Raw genomic sequence first — 18,978 nt, 5'->3', positions numbered from 1 at the left:
ATAGAATCTTCAGCATGCATTAACCGTGCCGGTGTAGGATTTGTTCATAACCATATGGTCCGACGTGCGTCCCGCCAACGCTTGTCGGCCCACGGTTTCCCGCTTGTTCTGCGTTTTCAGGGTGTTCTTGTGCGTGACCGGTTTCGAGACCTAGAAGGCCCCATGGCCATCAGGAAGAAGGACGTGGTGTTGATGGCGACTGTCAGCAGTTTCGAGAACCTGTCTCATCCGACACGCTCCGAACTGCGCCAGTTTGCCGAACTCTTCATGCCGCTTTTCCAGGCCTCCTCCGAAGAGGCAAGACGGCAGGCCGTTGCAGCCCTTTCCCAATGCGAGAACATGCCGGCAGCCGTTGCGCTCTTCATCGGCAATCAGCCGATCGAGGTCGCAGCCCCCTTCCTCACCTCCTCCAAGGCAATCGATGACGACACGCTGATCACGATTGCCCGCACCCATGGTGCTGCGCATGTGAAGGCGATCGTCAGCCGCGATACCCTGTCGCCTGAAGTCATTGATGCGCTGGTGGCACTGCGCCAGGCCGAACCGCGCCCGTCCGCCGCCGCAACCGTCGAGCAGCCCGTCATGCCGCTTTCGCCGATGCCTGCTGCGCCGGAAGCAGACCAGGAGGAAGCACAGCGTCTTGCCAATGAAGAGGCGCTGCGCGAGCGCATCCGCAGCCTTGCCGGCCATCTCGGTCGCAATGATCAGGACCGGCTTGGCCTGCGCTCGCTGTCCAATATTCAGGAGGCGCTGCTGGTGCGCTTTGCGCGCTCGCGGGAAGCCGCGCATTTCGCCACCGCACTTGCCCATGCCCTGTCGGCCAGCCGCTGGCTTGCGGAACGCATCATGCTCGACCTCTCGGGACATCAACTCGCCACGACGCTGACGAGCCTCGGCATGGGTTTCCTCGATTCCGTCTTCGTGCTGGAGAAGCTCTATCCGCATCTTGCCGAAGTACCGCACAATGTCAGCCGCGCCTTCCTCGTTCTCGATGCGCTGGACCCGGAAGAATGTCATGCCCGCGTGGAAACGTGGCGTCGCGCCGACCGCTACACCTACAATCCGGAAGCGCCGGCCGCAGCCCAGCCGGCTCCCGTCGCACAGGCACAGTCTCCAGCCTACCGCTTCATCCGGCAGGCGCCGATGCGTGATCTCAAGAGCGTCAGCCGGGCGCGCTAACAGTTCGGCATATCCTTCGCGCAACTAGCTTGGCAACGCCAACCGGCGGGTCATACCGACCATTTCCAGAAACACCTCATCGTGGCTGACGATCAGCAGCGCCCCGTCATAGGCTCTCAGGCCAGCTTCGACGGCAGCGATGGAATCGATGTCGAGGTGGTTGGTCGGCTCATCGAGGATCAACAGTGCCGGTGGTGTTGCGCCGCCGAGAACGCAGGCAAGGCCGGCGCGCAGAAGCTGGCCGCCTGACAGCGTCGAGACGACCTGCAGCGCCGCATCGGCCCGGAACATGAACCGGGCGAGTGCTGCGCGGCAGGCATTCTCATCCGACTGCGGGCTCAACCGCCGGAAATTGTCACGGATCGAGGTCGCGGGATCGAGCAGGCTGACGCGCTGGTCGAGCATGGAGAAAGAGGTGAGGACGCGGACCGTTCCTTCCCATGGTTGGAGATCACCTGAAATCAACGCCAACAATGTCGTCTTGCCCGAACCGTTCGGGCCGGTAACGGCAATGCGTTCGGGACCAGTGATATCGAAGGACAGTTTGCGGATGATCGGCTCGCCCGCCTCGTAGCCGGCGGTGACCGCATCGATCTTCAGCACCGATCTGCCTGGGGGCAGGCCGGTCGAGGATAGCTTGACGGAGAGCGGCTGCAGGATCTCGATGCGCCTGCGCGCCTCCTCGGCATCCGCAAGCGCCTGGGCGCGGCGGCGCTCGGCAAGGCGGGCATTCTCACCACTGGTATTTTCCGCCTGCCGCTTCAGGCCGCCGGCAATGATCCGCGGCATGTCGCCCCTGGCGGCCTTCTTCTTGCCGGCGCTGTCCTTGCGGGCCTTGCGCTCGGCCGTTTCCTGTGTGCTGCGGGCGACCTCCGCCACGCGTTTCCTGGCATCGGCAAGATCGTGCTCGGCGGCGGCCAGGTCCAGCGCCTTGCGGGCACGGTAATCACTCCAGTTTCCGCCATAACGCGTGGCGCCAAGCGTGGTCAGCTCGACGATGGCGTCCATCGTTTCCAGCAGTTCGCGATCATGGCTGACGACGAGCGCGCCGTGGCGCCAGTTGCCGAGAAGTGAGATCACCGCCTCGCGGCCGTCGCGGTCCAGGTTGTTGGTCGGCTCGTCGAGAATGAGGAAATCCGGCTCCTCGAAGATCAGGGCGGCGAGTGCTGCGCGGGTGCGCTGGCCACCGGACAGCGCTGCCAGCAGCGTCTGCGGGTCCGCAGCAAGGCCTGATCGTTCCAGGGCTGCATCGATGCGCGCTTCGAGCGTCCAGTCGGCGACAGCAAGTTCATCGGCGTCAGCCTCGCCGCTTTCGGCACGGCGGAGGACGGAGAGAGCTTCGGTCGCGCCGAAGAGGTCGGCGACGGTCTCATCCGGCCCGACCTGCACGCTTTGGCGCAGGATGCCGATGGTACCCGATACAGCGATGGCACCGGTCTGCGGCTGTAGCTCGCCGGCAACCAGCTTCAAAAGCGTGGTCTTTCCAACGCCGTTGCGGCCGACGAGGCCGGTGCGCTCAGCGTTGAAGCTCAGATCGATATTGGAAAAAAGCGGCCGGCCGTCAGGCGTGGACCACGAAAGATTGGAAAGCGTCATGGATGCAGACATGGAAATCCCCGATGGCAAGGCGAATTGGCGTTGCGATCAGGTTCATATCCATTGAGCACACATCCTGTTGGTATTGCGGATGGCGGTAAACTAGGTGGAAAATGGCATAAATTCAAGGCAGGCCGTCAGCCGGCCATCGGCACGAGCGCCGAAACCTCGTCCGCTTCCAGTTCGACGATCCAGAGATCGGGGTCGAATTTGCGTTCGCGGTCCAGCATTTCCCGCACCTTGTCCGGCTCGGCGCGTTCGAGCCTGATTTCGAACAGGCGGTCGCCGCCGCTGCTCTCCTCATCGAAGAAGCTCTGCGGGGCGGGCGCGTAGAGGGTTTCGAGACCGTCGCGGAAGCGCTGTCGGATGAAAATGGCACCGGCCTCCTCCGCGCCCTTCTTCTCCACGGCAGCAAAACCGCCCGCAGAGAAAACCCTGCGGACGAGAGCGGAAACATAGATATCGGCGCGCAATCTCATGGTTGCGGTATAGACTGCGCGGCAGATGGCGGCAACGCTATACCTTGACCGCCAGCCGCAGGCCGCCCCAATGGCGGCCGCGGACAGTGATCGGGGCGGAAATATCCTTCATCATGACGAAATTGCCGGCGCCCATGTCCCGCCGGTAGGTCTGGACGAGGAAGGGTGCGGTGCTTCTGCCCGCAGCAAGGCCGACGCGATCGTTGAAGATGCGGCGGTTGCGGCTGTTGGCGGTATTCCAGACGATATCGCCGGGCCGCTGCGGCTGCGAGAACTTCTTGTTGTGGGTCGGCAGGTAGCCGTTTTCATCAACGGCGGCACAGAAGGCGATGCGCTCGTCCGAACTTGCCACCGGCTCCTGGATCGGCGGCAGCAGGCGGTCGGTGAGTTCGGTAAAGGATGTCATCATCTGCACCGGATCGGTGCCGGGAAGAGGATGGTACTGGCGGCTGAACAGGCTCGCCATGCCGATTGCCCCCTCGGCAACGGCACGCTCCAGGACACCCGATATGTCTGCGGCGACGGATTGCGCCTGTTCGATCCAGTGGCGGTCGGCGGTTTCAACACCGGCGCTCGCGGTCAATTGGATCAGCGTTTCGGACAGCCCGACGACGCTGTCGACGCGTTTAGCCGCCTGCTGCAGCCGGCCGTTGGAATCCAGCACCTCGGCGGACATTTCACCGAGCTTGGCGACGAAGCCGGCGCAGTCCCTGTCCACGGCCTCGGTGGTATTGGCCATGACGGCGGAACTATCAAGGATGCGGGTGATGACATGCTCCATGCTTTCGAAAGCACCGCGCATCGCCTCGGATTTTTGGCGCACGCCGGCCGCACTTTCCCGCGCACCGCCGCCGACAACCGATAGTCGGTCGATCTTCGCGCGAAGCTGCTCCAGCGTTTCCTGAATGGAGCCCGTCGCCTTGGAGGTCTGCAGCGACAGAGCGCGGATTTCGGATGCGACGACGGCGAAGCCCTTGCCCGCCCCGCCGGCACGGGCAGCTTCGATCGCCGCATTGAGGGCCAGGAGATTGGTCTGGCGGGCAATGGTGCTGATCTCGGCGGCGACCTTGTCCACATCCGTCAGCGAGCGGGAAAAGCCGGAGATTTCGGTGCTGATCTCTTCGGAAGACTGGACCATGTGACGGATTTCCTCGACCGAGCCGGAGAGACGATGGGCCGATTCCTTCAGCATATGGCGGGCCTCGGAAGCAGTACCATCCGTCTCGCGAAGGGAAACGGCGACGGAGCGGTTGGTCTCGGCGATCGAGAGAGCCGTGCGGGTCACATCGTCGAAGGCGGCGGCATGGCGGGCGGACATCGCCGCCATGTCCTGGATGGCGCCGGCAATATCGACGAGATCGACGCCGAGTGTGGAAGCCTCTTCTGCAAGACGCGAGAGAATATGGCGCAGCGCGTCGCGATCCGGCCCATCCGGCTCATGGGCTGGACTTACGGCATTCTCCTCCACTACTTTCAGCGCCTGCATGATCGAGCTCCCCCAAGCTACATTAGGGAAGCTTCAAACAACATGGTTAACAATTGGCTAAGAATATCGAGGGTTATACTTAGGTCGCAAAGGCCCTGCCCCGACGCCGCGTGTGAGGCTATGGCCTCAGCTCTGCGTGAGCCCCGTCAGTCTTTCACTCACCTGCCAGAGACGTTCGGCAAGTTCCGGATCGGTCGCCCAAGGGCGCACGCCGAGCAGTTCCTCTGAGTCGGCAGGCACGGCCTTGGCGATATCGCAGTTCTCGCAATAGACGCCGCCCATGCCTTCCAGCTCATCGCTGACGGCGCACCAGACGGTGGTTGCCGCTCCCTGGGCGATGGTCTTCTTGTTGTTTTCGGGATCGATGACCGGGTTGCCGTCGGCATCCACATAGCCGCTCGCCTGCAGATATCCGCGTGACTGATGGCGGATGAGATCGGTCGTGACGATGCCGCCCGGATGCAGCGAGAAGGCGCGAACGCCGTGCCTTGCGCCCAAGGCGTCCAGCGATACGGCGAAAAGCGCATTTGCCGTCTTCGACTGGCCGTAGGCGACATAGGGCTGGTATTCGCGGTCTTGGAACATCGGGTCGTCGAAATCGATGCCGGCACGGACATGGCCGCGGGAGGAGACGGCAACGACGCGAGCGCCTTCGGCCTGCACCAGCGCCGGCCAGAGACGGGCAGCAAGCTGGAAATGGCCGAGATGGTTGGTGGAGAACTGGGATTCGTAGCCGCGGCCGTCGCGCGTCAGCGGGTTGGCCATGACGGCGGCGTTGTTGATGAGGAAATGCAGCGGCTCGCCATTCTCCAGGAAACGGTCGGCGAAGTCATCGATTGTGTCAGGATCCATGAGGTCCATGTAGTCGAGCTTCAGACCGGGAACGACTTCAGCTGCGGCCCTCGCCTTTTCGATATTGCGGGCGGGAACGATGACCTTGGCGCCGGCGGCCGCCAGCACGCGGGCGGTTTCGAGGCCAAGGCCGGCATAACCACCGGTGACGATCGCCACCTTGCCGGAGAGATCATGGCCGGCAATCACGTCTTCCGCCGTGGACGCTGCGCCGAAGCGGGAACCGATGGGAGCTTGAGGAGTAGACATGAAATGTCTCCTTTCTATTCGCCAAACATCTATGCTTGGCGGCCGGGATTCTGAATGCTTGTAAATCCCGATTTCTTGCGCCATCGTACAAAGATGACCAGTGATCCCCTCTCCGAAATGCTCAGTCTGCTCGATGCCCGCTGCCTGATGGCCGGCGCGCTGATTGCCGGCGGGCCTTGGGCGCTCGCCTTTCCGCAGCCGAACCGCATCAAGATCAGCGCCGTCGCCACGGGCCGCTGCTGGCTGGCGCTTGATAATGGCAGTGCGCCGATCCTGCTCGAAGCGGGCGACGTCATCCTGTTGAACGGCAAACATTCCTTCGTGCTGGCAACCGATCTGGCGCTGACGCCGAGCGATGCCGCCACGGCCTTCAAGGAGAAGAAGGTCAATGGCATGGCACGGCACGGCGCGGGCGAGGATTTCCTCTATATCGGCGGTCATATCGCGCTCGGCCCGACCGGCACGGCACTGCTGCTCGATGTGCTGCCGCCCGTCATCCACGTGCGGGCGACCCTTGCGGAAGCCGGCGTGCTGCGCTGGCTGCTGGATCAGCTCGTGCGGGAAATGGCCGCCGGCAAGCCGGGCGCGCTGCTTGCCTCGGCCCAGCTTTCGCAGCTCATCTTCGTGCAGGTATTGCGCGCCCATATCATGACATCGGAGCCGTTGGCGGTCGGCTGGCTGCGCGCTTTCGGCGATGAGAAGATCGCGCCGGCGCTGCGGCAAATGCATGCGGACCCGGCGCGCAACTGGCAGCTTGGGGAACTGGCAAAGGCGGCCGGCATGTCGCGCACCAGCTTTGCGCTGCGTTTCAAGACTGTCGCGGGTGTGGCGCCGCTGACCTATCTGACCGCATGGCGCATGCGCCTTGCCGAACGGGCGCTGCGTGAGGGCTCCATACCCGTCTCATCGCTGGCGCTGTCGCTCGGTTATACGTCCGAAAGCGCCTTCTCCAACGCCTTCAAGCGGGTGACGGGCGTTGCGCCGAAACGCTACCGGGGTTCGGCCGCCATCAATATCGGGCCGATCGAGGAAATGGTCGATGTGGAAGGACGGGTGCCGACGGTGGACTATCGGCCCCTGCGGCTGGCGAACCAGCTGTCAGTGCCGGCGCGGCAGGGATGATCTCAGTCTCGCTATTTCACAGTCCGACGACAGCAGAAGGCAATTGCCGTAAATACAGGTCGTTTAACCTGGGCTGCCGGTCAGAGCGCGCCGATTTCCTTGAGCTTCTTCAGCACGGCTTCACTCGGCTCGCCGTTCTCAGGCAAATTGTAGTGCTTCTGGAAATGGCGGATGGCAGCGCGGGTCTGTTCGCCGGCAACCCCGTCGACGCCGACATTGGCGTAGGCCATATTGGTCAGGCCCTTCTGGATCTTCAGCACCAGATCGACGTTTGAAATGCCTGACAGGGGAACCTGTTTCGGCGCTGATGGAGCCGTCTTGACGGTCTTTTCAGCGCTGCGGATGGCGGCTGCGACCGGATCTTCCTCCGTCGCCTTCGATGTCACGTCCTCCCGAGGCTTTTCGGCGGGAATGGTCGAGGGGCCGGCAGCATCGGTCCTGAGAGCGGCGAGCACGTCCGGCGTCGCATCGCCCGACTGCGCCATGCCGACGGTTTCTTCGAAGAAGAGGATGGCAGCGCTGGTGCGCGGGCCGATAACGCCGTCCGCATTGCCGTTATAGAGGCCACGGCGGATCAGCTCTTTCTGGATATCCATGACGAGCTGGTTCGGCTGCTGGCCGGGCACTGCAGGCAGTGGCGTGGTCTCGGTCGTCGCGGCGGCATCGTCCGGCCGCTCGATGCGGAACGTGGTGACATCGCCCTGCAGCTCGGACTGCGGGCGGAAACCCATGATGTTCGGCGCGCCCGGATCGCGGGTGCGGAAGATCGGATGCGGATGCGCACCCGGCTGATACCAGAGCGCATTGGCGGCAACGAAGGAGAAGATGACGACGAAGGCAATCGTGCCGCCGGCAACGGAGGGATTGCGGCCGATGACGCCACCGAGTGCAGCAGAACCTTGAAGACCGACACCGCCCAATGCGGTGGCACCCTGCAGGCCGACCCCGCCGAGCATCGCAGCACCGGTCATCAAAAGGCCGGGCTGCCGACGCCCTTTCCTGCCCTTAGGCGATTTTCGCTTGCGCGCGGCCATCGAAGAGCCCCTCCTCCACTTCTGCGGCATTCACCGCACCCTTCAGCCGCGGCGGAAATTCGACCGCCCCCGTCCGGCCGGTATCCTCGCCAGTGCAGGCGCCGGAACCATCAGCCGCGATCTCGATGGTGATGATGGTACCCTCGCCCGGCTGGCTGGCAATCGCGAAATGCCCGCCATGCAGGGCGACAAGGCCTTTGACCAGCGAGAGGCCAAGACCCGTGCCCTCGAATCGGCGGGTATAATCATTCTGGATCTGGACAAAAGGTTGGCCAAGCGTCGCCAGCCGGTCGGCGGGGATGCCGATGCCGGTATCGCTGACCGTCAGCTTGAGGATGCCGTCGCGCATGGCCGCATCGACGGTGACCACGCCGCCGGCCTCGGTGAACTTCACGGCGTTGCCGACGAGATTGATGAGGATCTGCTGCAGTGCGCGCTGATCGGCCATCACTTCGCCGATGCCCCGCTGAATGCGGTTCGTCAGAGTGACGCCCTTGCTCTTGGCCTGCAACGTCAGCATCGATTCACAGGAGCGGATCGATGCGCCGATATCGAAAGGTTCGAGCAGCAATTCGTAACGGCCCGCCTCGATCTTGCTCATGTCCAGCATCGTGTTGACGACCGAAAGCAGATGCGCGCCGGATTCGCGAATCAGGCCGACATATTCGCGCTGGCGGTCGTTTTCGAACTTGCCGAAATATTCGCCGATCAGGATGTCCGAGAAGCCGAGGATGGCGTTCAACGGTGTGCGCAACTCATGGCTGACGGCGGCAAGGAAGCGGGATTTGGCGTCGTTGGCCAATTCCGCATCGGCCACACGCGCCTGCGCCTCGGCGCGAAGCCGCTGCTCCACCGAAACATCATGCAACTGGGCGACGACGGCCGAAAGCATACCGTCCATATCCCGCCGCGCGGTCATATCCATGCGCAGATAAGCGAACTGACGGTGATCGCGCGAGACGGAGGGACGCTCCAGCCTGACATCGACGGTTACCTTTTCCTCGCCCTGGCGCAGGGCATCCAGCGCCTGCAGGAAAAGGATGCGGTCGGAGACATGAACCTGTTCGAAAAAGCCCCTGCCTTTCGGGTCGCGCATCCAGGCAAGATAATCGCGGCTGTCGCGACCGCCCGCTGTCGTCACGCTGCCGTGTGGATCGAGGAAGAGCACGAGGCCGGGGCTCATTTCAAGGAAGAGATCGTCGGCGCTGGCTGCTGCTGCGTTCTGGGGGATCGCCTGGCGGGAAAGCGCGATGCTGCCGACGGCGGAAAACAGGAAGGCCGCGCAGACGGTGGCGACGCCGGCCGGAAGCGCGACAGCAGGGCTGGTGACGAGCGAGAGACCGAGAGGAGCAGCGACAAGGGCTGCGGAGGACAGGAAGACGAGGCGGCGCAGAATGGCGAGCTCGCTCTGGCGCACAGCTTCGCCGCCGCTCGTCCGGGAGAGCCAGCCTTCCGCTGCCCGGTCCACGAGGGCTGTCGCCCGGCCGCCAATGTCACTCAATACTCGCACGCAATACCTGCCCGAAAGGCCTTTCATTGCCCCGGACAATAGGCCCCCGCGGCTTAAGGAAAGGATAAGGCAAAGTCGCCCTCCACAGTCCAAAAACGCCAAAAGTCCCGTTTTGGGCCATCCGCACGGCTCTTTGAATTTTGTGGTTAATAGCAGGTAAGCGACGGATTTTCTTTATATTTCAGCATCGCGTTAACTCTTGTGGCAGAGCGGCGGGCCAAAAGCCCAACAATTGCGGGCAGTAGTTGCCACCATGCTTAACGGCGATCATTAGAATTCGACTGAAATGCCCCGAAAATTGCGATGATTAAAATTCGAGACAAATTTGCCGCAAATGCCGACGAGTTTCGAAAAGCTGCATTCGCAACTTGGCGGTAGGGTGAAAACACACCGGACAACCGGCCCGATTCGGCAGCAAGACCGGACGGGAAAACAGGATGGGCAAGACAATGTGGTTTCTGATCAAAGGATCATTCTGGTTTGGCCTTGTGCTCGTGGTGCTTTCCGTTTTCAGCTCGGAGAACCCCGACAATACCGGCCACACACAATTGCAGCTTTCCGACGCTTTCACGGCGGCAAGCGGCGCCTATGACTATCTGACCGGCATGTGCGCCGAAAAGCCTGAGGTCTGCACCAAGGGTGGCGAAACCTTGACGGCTCTCGGCTACCGGGCTCGCGAAGGCGCTCGTGTCGCCTACGAACTGCTCGACAGCCAGTTCAAGGACGATAATTCCAACATGGCTTCCGCAAAGTCGGCCGTGCCCCCGGCGTCTGTGGCGCTCGCCGCTCCTTCCCTGCCGGAGGCCGTCACCAATACCGTACGCGAAGCCCAGGCTGCGCTCAGCCAGCCGATGCCGCACATGCCGCAGCCTTACCGCCCGCCGGTGGAAGACGGCACGTCGGCTGAACAGGTCGTGACCGGTACCATTCCGGCCGGCACGATCCCGCTGCCGACGCCGAAGCCGACCATCTGACGAATTTCGCGGGCAATCCGCCCGCACCCAAGCTTGCATCGGTGGTCCGCATGACGCGGAGATGCCCCATGCCTGACGTGCCTGCCCTGTTTATTTCAGCACTATGCTGCGCCGTGAGGATGCCCATCCCTCACGGCGTTTCTTTTTAACGGTTCAATTCTGCGGTCGCTTCGCCTATATGATCAGGTAACAGTGAAAGGCCTGACACTTATGGCAACCCTCGACCAGATCATCGACGACTTCTCCTTCCTGGACGATTGGGAAGACCGCTACCGATATGTCATCGAACTCGGCAAGGCGCTGCCGGATCTGGCCGAGGAGAAGAAGACCTCGGAGAACAAGGTGATGGGCTGCGCCAGCCAGGTGTGGCTGGTGACGCATACATCAGGCAATCCGGACAATCCCATCATGACGTTCGAAGGCGATTCCGATGCGCATATCGTGCGCGGCCTCGTCGCCATCGTGCTCGCCACGTATTCCGGGAAAACTGCGTCGGAGATCGCCGCCCTCGATGCTTTCCAGATCTTCTCCAAGATCGGGCTCACCGAAAACCTCTCCTCGCAGCGTTCCAACGGACTGCGCTCGATGGTGAACCGCATCCGCGAGGAAGCACGCGTGCGGGCTGCCGCCTGAGCCAATCAAGCGTCCGAAGAAAAGCCTCCGGACGCTTGATATTCACGTTTCCGATCGAATTATTTGCCGTCGGCCATCTTTTCGCGCAGGCGCTCTTCCTGTTCGACAAGCTCTGGCGTGAACGCCTCGCCGAAATCGGCGGCTTCAAAGACCTGACGGATCTCGATCTCGCTCGGGCCGGGCATCGGATTGGGGCAACGCTTGATCCACTCGATCGCCTCATCCATGTCCTTGACCTGCCACAGCCAGTAACCGGCGATCAATTCCTTGGTCTCGGCGAAGGGGCCGTCAATCACCAGACGCTTCGGACCATCGAAGGCGACGCGTTTGCCCTTGGAGGAAGGATGCAGGCCCTCGCCTGCCAGCATGATGCCGGCATTGACGAGATCCTCGTTATATTTGCCCATGGCGGCCAGAAGCTCGGTCGAGGGCATGACGCCCGCTTCGCTATCCGCAGTCGCCTTGACGATAACCATGACGCGCATTGTCTCTTCTCCTCTTATTGCGGCGGCATAAGCGCCCGCCTTTCCTCAATCTTTTCATGCAATTCCGAACGCAAAACGCTCAAGCACTTTTGCTGGAATTGATCTAGAGACGGATGGGCTGTTGCCAGGCCGACATTTTTGTCGTGTTTTTTTGATGATAAATGACAATGGCCGAAAGTCATTCGAAGACGAGCGCCACCTTCGAAACGCGAATACAAAAAAGCCGGGCACCAGGCCCGGCTCTTCGTATCGTCCAGCGGAGGGAGAGGCCTCAGCCCCGGCCGCGCTTGCGGCGCTGTCCCAGGCCCATTTCCTTTGCGAGGCGCGAGCGCGCTTCGGCATAGGCCGGGGCTACCATCGGGTAATCGGCAGGCAGGTCCCATTTCTCGCGATATTCTTCCGGCGCGAGATTATGATGCGTCATCAGGTGACGCTTCAGGGACTTGAAGTTACCGCCGCATTCCAGGCACGTAATCTGCTCGTCCTGTACGGACTTGCGGACAGAGACTGCGGGCTTCTGCTTTTCGACGACCGCTGCCACCGGCTGCGGTACGGATGTGTTGCTCAATGCCGAGTGTACGTCGGAAATCAGATTGGCCAGGTCGCTGACCGGGACAACGTGGTTGCTGACATAGGCCGCGACGATATCGGCCGTCAGTTCCACGAGCAGCTCCGGCGCATTGCCGGTCGCCATATCCGTCATATTCTTTCTCCTGTTAGCATGCTCAAACGGTCCTTCTCCCAAAAGACGAAGAACCCTCTTCGTAGAGCGAAACAGCAAAAGAGCAGGTTGCAGCCTTTGTTTCGAAAAACCGGAAATCCACCCCTAGATTCCGAAGACCGTTCTCTGCGCCAATACTGCCTGAAGGTGAGCTACTACGTATTCTTCCAGGCCGTCACCCAGTTAGACATTGGCAGTCAAGGCTAATGGACTTGGAAGCAGTACGATTCTAATTCACAATCAGAACTCTACTTGAGTTTTCAAATAGCATCGTTTTCCGAAAAGGCCAATTATTAATTACGATTTTCCTAGAAAAAAAATCCATCACAAAGAATTGGTCAGTAGGTCAGCAAGCTTTACTCGTGCTTCCAGTGCATAAGTTTGCGTAAATTAGCTTAAAATTCTGAATAGCCCTCACTCTCAGCGCATTCGCATATCGTCACGTATTGAGATACGTGCTGGGAAATGCCCAGTTTTATGCGAAGCTCTCGCAAGAAGGTGTGCAGAAACAGGCGCCGTCAGGATGAAAAAGAGGAAACCGGCCAGCGCTCTGGCAAGTACGGCAAGTTCGCCTGAGTAAAGCCCGGCGCCGAGCAACAATAAGCCGGAACCGACCGTGCCGGCTTTGGAGGCAGCATGCATGCGCGTGTAGAGATCCGGCAAGCGCACGATACCGATCGCTGCCGCCAGCGCGAAGAAGGCGCCTGCCAGCAGCAGCACAGCGGTGATGACAGCAAGCATATAGTCCATTATCATTCGCTCCTCCTTCGTGTCTCAGGCCCGGCCTCTCCCACATCTCCGCGCGAAAGCACGAAACGGGCAAAGGCGACGGTTGCCAGGAAGCCGACGAGGCCGAGCGCAATGGCGATATCGATGTAAAGCGAGAAGCCGGTGCGCACGGCGACGACGGCGATGAAGCCGATCGCGATGCCCGTCAGCATGTCGAGCGCAAGAATGCGATCCGGCAAGCTGGGGCCGGCAATGACCCTCAAGACCGTTATGAAGAGCGCCACGCAGAGGATGCCAAGCGCTGCGATGGCGGCGGCGGAAACGATGGCGGCGGGCGTTATCATCCGAAGGCCTCCATGATGCGGCGCTCGAATCCGTCAGCAATATCGCGTCTGACCGCCAGCGGATCGGCACAGTCCAGCGCATGCACATAGAGGGTGCGCCGATCCCCTGACACATCGACCGAGAGTGTGCCGGGCGTGAGCGTGATGAGGTTGGCAAGCAGAGTGATCTGGAAATCGCTCGTCACCGTCAATGGGAATGCGAGAATGCCGGGAGTAAGCTGCATGCGCGGCGAAAGCACCGTCAGCGCCACCCGCCAGGCCGATAGCGCCAGCTCCTTCAGGAAAAGGCCGGCAAGCAGGAGGATGTGCAGCGGACGGATACGGCGCGGCGGCGAGCGGTCGGCAAAGGCCTCGCGCACGACGGAAAGCGACAGCAGCGACAAGGCTAGGCCGAAGACAAAATTATGCGGCGAGGCGCTGCCTGTCACGGCGACCCAGGCAATAGCGAGCGGCAAGCTCAGGAACAGGACGATCATCGCATGGCCCCTTCCGGAAAGACGGAGAAGATATAGGCGGAGGGATCGGCAAGCCCGCCGGCCGCCGACCGGGCGAACTGCAGCAATTGCTCCGGCAGGACGCCGAAGCCGATGACGAGGATCGTCAATGCCGCAAGCGGCAGGCCAACCGTCCAGCCGGTCCGCACCGGCGGGAGTGGCAGCGGGGACGGACGCCAATAGGCAAACAGGAAGAGGCGGCCGAAAGCGATGGTGAGCAGGAAGCCGCCGAGCAGGACGGCGCCTGCCAGCCACCAGGCACCGAGATCGAGCGACGCCTTGACCAGCAGCGCCTTCGGCCAGAAACCGGAAAAGGGCGGCAGGCCGCAGGCGGCGAAGAACAGCATGAGCGAAATCGCCGCGAACCAGCCGCTCTGGCGATAGAGCCCCCCCAGCGCGGCAATCGAGAAGGAACCGCCCCGCCTGCCCGCTTCGCCCGCCAGTAGATAGAGCGCCGTCATCAGCACGACCGAATGCAACGCATAGAAGACCGCGCCGCCGAGGCCATCGGCAGTACCGAGAGCAATACCGACCAGCATATTGCCGATGCCCGAGATCACCATATAGCCGAGCAGCCGGCGCAGGTCGGTTTCGGCAAGCGCCCCCAATGCGCCGACGAGGATGGTCAGGGCACCGACGATGGCGATCAGCAGGCTGAGTTCGTCTCGCTCAGTGGGCAGCAGCATGACGAGGACGCGCAGCAGCGCATAGACGCCGACCTTGGTCAGCAGGCCGGCAAAGAGTGCGGAAACGGCGATGCGCGGCGTGTGATAGGAGGCCGGCAGCCAGAAATTCACCGGAAAGGCCGCGGCCTTCATGGCGAAGGCGAGGAAGAAGAGGCAGGCAAGCGTCATCAGCGGCGCAGTGCCACTGAGTCCCGCCGCCCGCTCGGCGATATCGGCCATGTTGAGCGTGCCGAAGCTCGCATAGAGGACGCCGACCGCAATCAGGAACAGCGTCGTGGCGATGAGGTTCAGCACGGCATATTTCAGCGCCCCATCGATCTGCGCCCGTTCGGAACCGAGGATCAGCAGGCCGAATGAGGAGATCAGCAGCACCTCGAACCAGACATAGAGGTTGAAGATGTCGCCGGTCAGGAAGGCGCCGGTGACGCCTGATATCAGCAGCATCAACAGCGGGAAGAAACCGTACTGCCGGCCGCTTTCGGTGGTGTCCGACAAGGCATAGATGCCGGCGGCAAGGGCGGCGACGGCTGCGGCAAGTGCCATCAGCGCGCCGAAGACATCCACGGTGAATGCAATGCCGAAGGGCGGCAGCCAGCGACCCATCACCATGGTGAGCGGACCATTCTGGGCGACCTGCCGCAGCAGAGCGGCATCGAGAAGCAGCAGGACAACGAGGCCGGCAATGGCAATCCATGCCTGCAGGCGGGAAAACCTGCGCAGCATCAAGAGCAGCGCGCCGAGGCTGATGCATAGCGCGACCGGCAGGATCGCCAGCCAATGGATCGGCGGGATCGGAGTGGTGACCATGGCGGCCGAGAGGTCGGTGACAGGGGCGGCCATCAGGGGGTGCCTCCCGTAAGGGTCGTCAGGGTGAGCATCCGCACAGCCATCCTCAATACCCCAACGGCGGCAACGGCCGATCTTCAGGTTCGGCATCATGCATGCGGGTCGTATCGTCAGTGCCGAGCTCCTGATAGGCGCGATAGGTCAGCACCAGCAGGAAAGCGAGGAAAGAAAACGAGATGACGATGGCGGTCAGGATCAATGCCTGCGGCAGCGGATTGGCGGCACCCGACGGCAGCATATCGACGCCAGCGGGAATGATCGGCGGGACCTCGCGGGTCAGCCTTCCTGCCGTGAAGATCAGGAGATTCACGGCATTGCCGAGAATGGCGATGCCGAGCATGATGCGGATCGAGAAGCGCGACAGCATCAGATAGACGGCGGCCGAAAAAAACAGGCCGACGAGGATGGCAAAGAGCGCCTCCATCACTCCACCTCCCTTTCCTCCAGCGCCAGTGCAATCGAGGCGACGGCCCCGAGCACGACGAAATAGACGCCGAGATCAAAGAGCATGACGCTGGAGAGCGGCACTTCCACGCCGAAGATGGTGGGGTAGACCCAGAGGCCGGTCATGAAGGGCACGGCAAAGAAAATGGAGAGCATGCCGGCGCAGCAGGAGAGCAGCAGGCCGAAGCCGGCAATCGCCAGCGGATGAAAGCGGATCGCCCGGCGTACCGCCTGTACACCGAATGCAATGCCGTAAATCGCGAGCGCAGAAGCAGCAATCAGCCCGCCGATGAAACCGCCGCCCGGCTCGTTGTGGCCACGCAGCAGGATGAAGACGGAGAAGAGCAACATCAGCGCAGTGATGAAGGGTGCGACCGTGCGGAAGATGAGGGTATTCATGGGGCGCCTCCGCGAAGAGGCTGAGAAAGCCGGGGACGACTACCAACCTCCCTCATTCCTGTGCTTGTCACAGGAATCCAGCCACGACGCGTCTGCGTCGTGAATGTCTCATTTGCAGCAAACCAAAGAGTCTCTCCTGCCCAAGGACTTGGGCAGGCTGGATTCCTGTGACAAGCACAGGAATGAGGGGAAACGGTAACGTCGCGCGATACCTCGAACACTGCATTCGCTGCGAGGACGGAAACAGATTCCAAAGAGACCCTTCTCATGCCTCCTCCGCATCCGGATCGTTCGTCGCCAGCCGGCGCTCTGCATTGCCGCGGATGCGGATGAGCGCAAGGATCGCCAATCCCGTCACCGCGACGACGGCGATTTCGCCGAGCGTATCCGTGCCGCGGAAATCGACGATGATGACGTTCACGACATTGGCGCCGTGGGCGATCAGCTTCGAATGGGCGTTGAAGAAATCGCTGAGTGCCGTGTTGAACGGTGCTTCCGTGGCGCGCATCAACAACAGCGCCAGGCCGAGGCCGCAGGCGAGCGAAAGGGCGATATCGAAGAGACGGCGGGCGCCCTGGCGCGGATCGGTCGGCGACAGGCGCAGCCGGGTCATGACGAGGGCGAGGATGACGACCGCGAGCGTTTCGACCATGAACTGGGTGAAGGCGAGGTCCGGCGCGCCGAAAAGCAGAAAGATCAGCGCAACCGCAAAGCCCTGAATGCCGAGCGAGACGATCGCCGTCAGCCGGTCTCGGGCGATCAGGACGGCAAGAAGGCCGAGCACCGCGATGAGCATGATGCCTGCCTCATGCGGGCGCAGGCCGGCGGGCCAGGCAAAGGCCAGCGGCAATTCGCCATGGAGGATAAGCGGCACGAGGAGGATCGCCGCGACGCAGACGAAGGTGGAGGCGACATAGATATCCAGTCGCCCCGGCTGAACGATGCCGATGACGCGATGGGCAAAACGGACCAACCCGGCGATGACATGGTCGAAGCCGCGGTCCGGACCCCGGACGGAATGCAGAAGAAACGCCACAAGTGTACGAGCGCGGTCGAGCTGCCAGTAGACGGCGATGCCGAGCACCACCGTCAGCACGGACAGGGCCAGCGGCACGCCGACATGCGGCGCGAGCGTGATAGAAATGATGGTGGTTGCCTCGCCGGCAACGGCAGAGGCCATGGGCGAGGATATCGCGCCATGCGTGAAGCCGGAAAAGAGTGCAGCAAGCAGTCCTGCGAGCGCGAGGACTGCCGGGCCGAGCCAGAGCAGGACCGGCGCCTCGTGCGGATGTTTCGGCGTTTCCACCGGCCGGCCGGTAAAGGGCCTCAGCGCCACGGCAAAGGCGATCGCAAACATCAGTGCATTGCCGAAAACCGCGATGGCCGTGAACAGGATGGAATAGGGATCGCCGGCAGCCAGTGCCGTATAGATTTCCTCCTTGGCGAGGAAGCCGAAAAAGGGCGGCAAGCCGGCCATGGACAGGGCGGCGGCCATCGCGATCGCAAAGGTCAGCGGCATGGCCTTTCGCAGGCCCCGAAGCCGCGTGATGTTGCGCGTGCCGGTCTCATGGTCGATGATGCCGGCGACCATGAAAAGCGCGCCCTTGAAGAGCGAATGCGCCACCAGATAGAGCACTGCTGCCTTGATGGAATAGTCAGACCCGAAACCGGTGAGCAGCACCAGCAGGCCGAGGGAAGAGACGGTCGTATAGGCGAGCTTCAGCTTCAGATCCGTCTGACGGATGGCAAGCACCGAGCCGGTGACGAGCGTCAGGCCGCCGAAGACGGACAGCAGGACCTCCCATGCTGGCGTCGCGCCCATGACCGGGTTCAGCCGCATCAGCAGATAGACGCCGGCCTTCACCATGGTGGCGGAATGCAGGTAGGCGGAAACCGGCGTCGGCGCCTCCATGGCATTCGGCAGCCAGAAATGAAAAGGAAACTGCGCCGATTTGGTGAAGGCGCCGCCAAGCACCAACAGCAATGTCGCGAAATAGAGAGGGCTGCCCCTAACGACATCGCCGGATTGCATGAGCTCGGACAGCTGCGCGACACCGGTCAGGCCCCAGAGCAGGAGCAGGCCGGCGAGCAGTATCAATCCTCCGCCTCCGGTGACGACGAGCGCCTGCAGAGCTGCACGCCGTGCGGCCTCGCGCTCGTGATCGAAGCCGATGAGCAGGAAGGAGGTGATGGAGGTGAGCTCCCAGAAGATGAAGAACATCAGGAAGCTGTCGGAGACCACGACGCCGAGCATCGCGCCCATGAAAAGGAAGATGAAAGAGAAGAACCGGCCCTGATCCGGATGACCCCTCAAGTATCCGCCGGCATAGAGCACGATGAGCGTGCCGATGCCGGTAATGAGCAGGGCAAAGGTGAGCGACAAGCCGTCCAGGAACCAGGAAAAGCGGACGCCCAATCCCGGTACCCAGTCATAACCGCCGGTTATGATTTCGCCGTGAGCGATCCGCGGCACCAGACGCAGGAAATGCAGGAAGGCGAGCAAAGGGGCGACGGCAAGCATCCAGGCGCCGCCTGCGCCTAAAACGCGGATGACGAAGGGGGCAGCGAGAGCACCGATCAGCGGCAGACACAGGGCCAGAAATGTCAGAGCCGTAACATCGGCCATGTCCCCTCCACGCGGTACGGATGAACGCCGGCAAATAACCTTTTCCAAGGCTTAGGTGAATCGGCTGACGGCCTCAAGCAATTTCGGCCA

At 62.0% G+C, this 18,978-nt stretch carries 19 protein-coding genes; 4 read left to right on the top strand and 15 right to left on the bottom strand.

The genetic code is table 11. The annotated features are described in order from the left end of the window. Window positions 1-129: 129 nt before the first annotated feature. Window positions 130-1,179, top strand: coding sequence for a DUF2336 domain-containing protein (locus tag ACK9YZ_RS03960; protein WP_416065750.1), 1,050 nt, complete (start codon window positions 130-132; stop codon window positions 1,177-1,179). A 24-nt stretch (window positions 1,180-1,203) separates the two neighbouring features. Here ACK9YZ_RS03960 and ACK9YZ_RS03955 read toward each other — a convergent pair whose 3' ends face one another. The 4 genes from ACK9YZ_RS03955 to ACK9YZ_RS03940 form a co-directional block, all read right to left on the bottom strand. Continuing rightward, window positions 1,204-2,787: an ABC-F family ATP-binding cassette domain-containing protein gene (locus ACK9YZ_RS03955; protein ID WP_416065749.1), complete on the bottom strand. Its 1,584-nt coding sequence runs from the start codon at window positions 2,785-2,787 to the stop codon at window positions 1,204-1,206. 125 nt (window positions 2,788-2,912) lie between these two features. Then, window positions 2,913-3,254 carry a DUF1491 family protein gene (locus ACK9YZ_RS03950; RefSeq protein WP_416065748.1) on the bottom strand — a complete coding sequence of 114 codons (342 nt, stop codon included), beginning with the start codon at window positions 3,252-3,254 and terminating at the stop codon, window positions 2,913-2,915. A gap of 37 nt (window positions 3,255-3,291) precedes the next feature. Continuing rightward, on the bottom strand, window positions 3,292-4,740 hold the full coding sequence (locus tag ACK9YZ_RS03945) for a methyl-accepting chemotaxis protein (protein WP_416065747.1): 1,449 nt from the start codon (window positions 4,738-4,740) through the stop codon (window positions 3,292-3,294). 126 nt (window positions 4,741-4,866) lie between these two features. Continuing rightward, window positions 4,867-5,841, bottom strand: a complete 975-nt coding sequence (locus ACK9YZ_RS03940; RefSeq protein WP_416065746.1) for an oxidoreductase — start codon at window positions 5,839-5,841, stop codon at window positions 4,867-4,869. Window positions 5,842-5,895: 54 nt separating this feature from the next. Between ACK9YZ_RS03940 and ACK9YZ_RS03935 the strand changes: the two genes are divergently transcribed. Then, the gene (locus tag ACK9YZ_RS03935) at window positions 5,896-6,963 is read left to right on the top strand and encodes an AraC family transcriptional regulator (protein ID WP_416065745.1); all 1,068 of its coding nucleotides are present in this window, start codon (window positions 5,896-5,898) and stop codon (window positions 6,961-6,963) included. An 80-nt stretch (window positions 6,964-7,043) separates the two neighbouring features. Here ACK9YZ_RS03935 and ACK9YZ_RS03930 read toward each other — a convergent pair whose 3' ends face one another. Together ACK9YZ_RS03930 and ACK9YZ_RS03925 are read right to left on the bottom strand one after the other, a co-directional pair. Further along, on the bottom strand, window positions 7,044-7,997 hold the full coding sequence (locus tag ACK9YZ_RS03930; RefSeq protein WP_416065744.1) for a peptidoglycan-binding protein: 954 nt from the start codon (window positions 7,995-7,997) through the stop codon (window positions 7,044-7,046). Beyond that, complete coding sequence (locus tag ACK9YZ_RS03925; RefSeq protein WP_416065743.1) at window positions 7,969-9,534, bottom strand: sensor histidine kinase; 1,566 nt, start codon at window positions 9,532-9,534, stop codon at window positions 7,969-7,971. The genes ACK9YZ_RS03930 and ACK9YZ_RS03925 overlap by 29 nt, the downstream gene beginning before the upstream one ends. 422 nt (window positions 9,535-9,956) lie before the next feature. Here ACK9YZ_RS03925 and ACK9YZ_RS03920 point away from each other — a divergent pair, with 422 nt between their 5' ends. Both ACK9YZ_RS03920 and ACK9YZ_RS03915 read left to right on the top strand, forming a co-directional pair. Further along, window positions 9,957-10,481, top strand: coding sequence for a DUF5330 domain-containing protein (locus ACK9YZ_RS03920; RefSeq protein WP_216758820.1), 525 nt, complete (start codon window positions 9,957-9,959; stop codon window positions 10,479-10,481). 210 nt (window positions 10,482-10,691) lie between these two features. Further along, window positions 10,692-11,114 (top strand): SufE family protein, encoded by a 423-nt coding sequence (locus ACK9YZ_RS03915; RefSeq protein WP_416065742.1) that lies wholly within the window; start codon window positions 10,692-10,694, stop codon window positions 11,112-11,114. Window positions 11,115-11,173: 59 nt separating this feature from the next. On the opposite strand, the gene ACK9YZ_RS03910 is transcribed toward ACK9YZ_RS03915, so the two are convergent. From ACK9YZ_RS03910 to ACK9YZ_RS03870, 9 genes are all read right to left on the bottom strand, one after another. Beyond that, window positions 11,174-11,599 (bottom strand): YciI family protein, encoded by a 426-nt coding sequence (locus ACK9YZ_RS03910; protein ID WP_183802513.1) that lies wholly within the window; start codon window positions 11,597-11,599, stop codon window positions 11,174-11,176. A 271-nt stretch (window positions 11,600-11,870) separates the two neighbouring features. Continuing rightward, complete coding sequence (locus tag ACK9YZ_RS03905) at window positions 11,871-12,302, bottom strand: MucR family transcriptional regulator (protein WP_007821525.1); 432 nt, start codon at window positions 12,300-12,302, stop codon at window positions 11,871-11,873. Window positions 12,303-12,740: 438 nt separating this feature from the next. Beyond that, entirely contained in the window at window positions 12,741-13,073 is a 333-nt protein-coding gene (mnhG, locus tag ACK9YZ_RS03900) for a monovalent cation/H(+) antiporter subunit G (RefSeq protein ID WP_416066810.1), read from the bottom strand. Beyond that, window positions 13,073-13,393 (bottom strand): cation:proton antiporter, encoded by a 321-nt coding sequence (locus tag ACK9YZ_RS03895; protein ID WP_216757414.1) that lies wholly within the window; start codon window positions 13,391-13,393, stop codon window positions 13,073-13,075. The genes mnhG and ACK9YZ_RS03895 overlap by 1 nt, the downstream gene beginning before the upstream one ends. Then, window positions 13,390-13,869, bottom strand: a complete 480-nt coding sequence (locus ACK9YZ_RS03890) for a Na+/H+ antiporter subunit E (protein ID WP_183735769.1) — start codon at window positions 13,867-13,869, stop codon at window positions 13,390-13,392. Before ACK9YZ_RS03890 ends, ACK9YZ_RS03895 begins: the two co-directional genes overlap by 4 nt. Continuing rightward, window positions 13,866-15,413 carry a Na+/H+ antiporter subunit D gene (locus tag ACK9YZ_RS03885; RefSeq protein WP_416065741.1) on the bottom strand — a complete coding sequence of 516 codons (1,548 nt, stop codon included), beginning with the start codon at window positions 15,411-15,413 and terminating at the stop codon, window positions 13,866-13,868. The genes ACK9YZ_RS03890 and ACK9YZ_RS03885 overlap by 4 nt, the downstream gene beginning before the upstream one ends. 52 nt (window positions 15,414-15,465) lie before the next feature. Further along, window positions 15,466-15,843 carry a Na+/H+ antiporter subunit C gene (locus ACK9YZ_RS03880; protein ID WP_216757411.1) on the bottom strand — a complete coding sequence of 126 codons (378 nt, stop codon included), beginning with the start codon at window positions 15,841-15,843 and terminating at the stop codon, window positions 15,466-15,468. Next, window positions 15,843-16,262 carry a Na+/H+ antiporter subunit B gene (locus tag ACK9YZ_RS03875; RefSeq protein WP_216757410.1) on the bottom strand — a complete coding sequence of 140 codons (420 nt, stop codon included), beginning with the start codon at window positions 16,260-16,262 and terminating at the stop codon, window positions 15,843-15,845. Before ACK9YZ_RS03875 ends, ACK9YZ_RS03880 begins: the two co-directional genes overlap by 1 nt. Before the next feature lie 265 nt (window positions 16,263-16,527). Continuing rightward, window positions 16,528-18,888 carry a putative monovalent cation/H+ antiporter subunit A gene (locus ACK9YZ_RS03870; RefSeq protein WP_416065740.1) on the bottom strand — a complete coding sequence of 787 codons (2,361 nt, stop codon included), beginning with the start codon at window positions 18,886-18,888 and terminating at the stop codon, window positions 16,528-16,530. Between the last annotated feature and the right edge of the window lie 90 nt (window positions 18,889-18,978).

It is taken from the genome of Rhizobium sp. ZK1, from assembly GCF_047782645.1.
GTDB lineage: Bacteria > Pseudomonadota > Alphaproteobacteria > Rhizobiales > Rhizobiaceae > Rhizobium.
Note: the sequence above shows the minus strand (reverse complement) of the source record. Positions and strands in the feature narration are given on the sequence as shown.

Bases quoted from the DNA above. Each gene is read 5' to 3' on its own strand.
- ACK9YZ_RS03910 (WP_183802513.1), bottom strand. From the start codon at position 11,599: ATGCGCGTCATGGTTATCGTCAAGGCGACTGCGGATAGCGAAGCGGGC.
- ACK9YZ_RS03945 (WP_416065747.1), bottom strand. From the start codon at position 4,740: ATGCAGGCGCTGAAAGTAGTGGAGGAGAATGCCGTAAGTCCAGCCCAT.
- ACK9YZ_RS03940 (WP_416065746.1), bottom strand. From the start codon at position 5,841: ATGTCTACTCCTCAAGCTCCCATCGGTTCCCGCTTCGGCGCAGCGTCC.
- ACK9YZ_RS03955 (WP_416065749.1), bottom strand. From the start codon at position 2,787: ATGTCTGCATCCATGACGCTTTCCAATCTTTCGTGGTCCACGCCTGAC.
- ACK9YZ_RS03925 (WP_416065743.1), bottom strand. From the start codon at position 9,534: ATGAAAGGCCTTTCGGGCAGGTATTGCGTGCGAGTATTGAGTGACATT.
- ACK9YZ_RS03875 (WP_216757410.1), bottom strand. From the start codon at position 16,262: ATGAATACCCTCATCTTCCGCACGGTCGCACCCTTCATCACTGCGCTG.
- ACK9YZ_RS03895 (WP_216757414.1), bottom strand. From the start codon at position 13,393: ATGATAACGCCCGCCGCCATCGTTTCCGCCGCCGCCATCGCAGCGCTT.
- ACK9YZ_RS03920 (WP_216758820.1), top strand. From the start codon at position 9,957: ATGTGGTTTCTGATCAAAGGATCATTCTGGTTTGGCCTTGTGCTCGTG.
- ACK9YZ_RS03935 (WP_416065745.1), top strand. From the start codon at position 5,896: ATGCTTGTAAATCCCGATTTCTTGCGCCATCGTACAAAGATGACCAGT.
- ACK9YZ_RS03880 (WP_216757411.1), bottom strand. From the start codon at position 15,843: ATGGAGGCGCTCTTTGCCATCCTCGTCGGCCTGTTTTTTTCGGCCGCC.
- ACK9YZ_RS03870 (WP_416065740.1), bottom strand. From the start codon at position 18,888: ATGGCCGATGTTACGGCTCTGACATTTCTGGCCCTGTGTCTGCCGCTG.
- ACK9YZ_RS03950 (WP_416065748.1), bottom strand. From the start codon at position 3,254: ATGAGATTGCGCGCCGATATCTATGTTTCCGCTCTCGTCCGCAGGGTT.
- ACK9YZ_RS03930 (WP_416065744.1), bottom strand. From the start codon at position 7,997: ATGGCCGCGCGCAAGCGAAAATCGCCTAAGGGCAGGAAAGGGCGTCGG.
- ACK9YZ_RS03885 (WP_416065741.1), bottom strand. From the start codon at position 15,413: ATGGCCGCCCCTGTCACCGACCTCTCGGCCGCCATGGTCACCACTCCG.
- ACK9YZ_RS03890 (WP_183735769.1), bottom strand. From the start codon at position 13,869: ATGATCGTCCTGTTCCTGAGCTTGCCGCTCGCTATTGCCTGGGTCGCC.
- ACK9YZ_RS03905 (WP_007821525.1), bottom strand. From the start codon at position 12,302: ATGACGGATATGGCGACCGGCAATGCGCCGGAGCTGCTCGTGGAACTG.
- ACK9YZ_RS03915 (WP_416065742.1), top strand. From the start codon at position 10,692: ATGGCAACCCTCGACCAGATCATCGACGACTTCTCCTTCCTGGACGAT.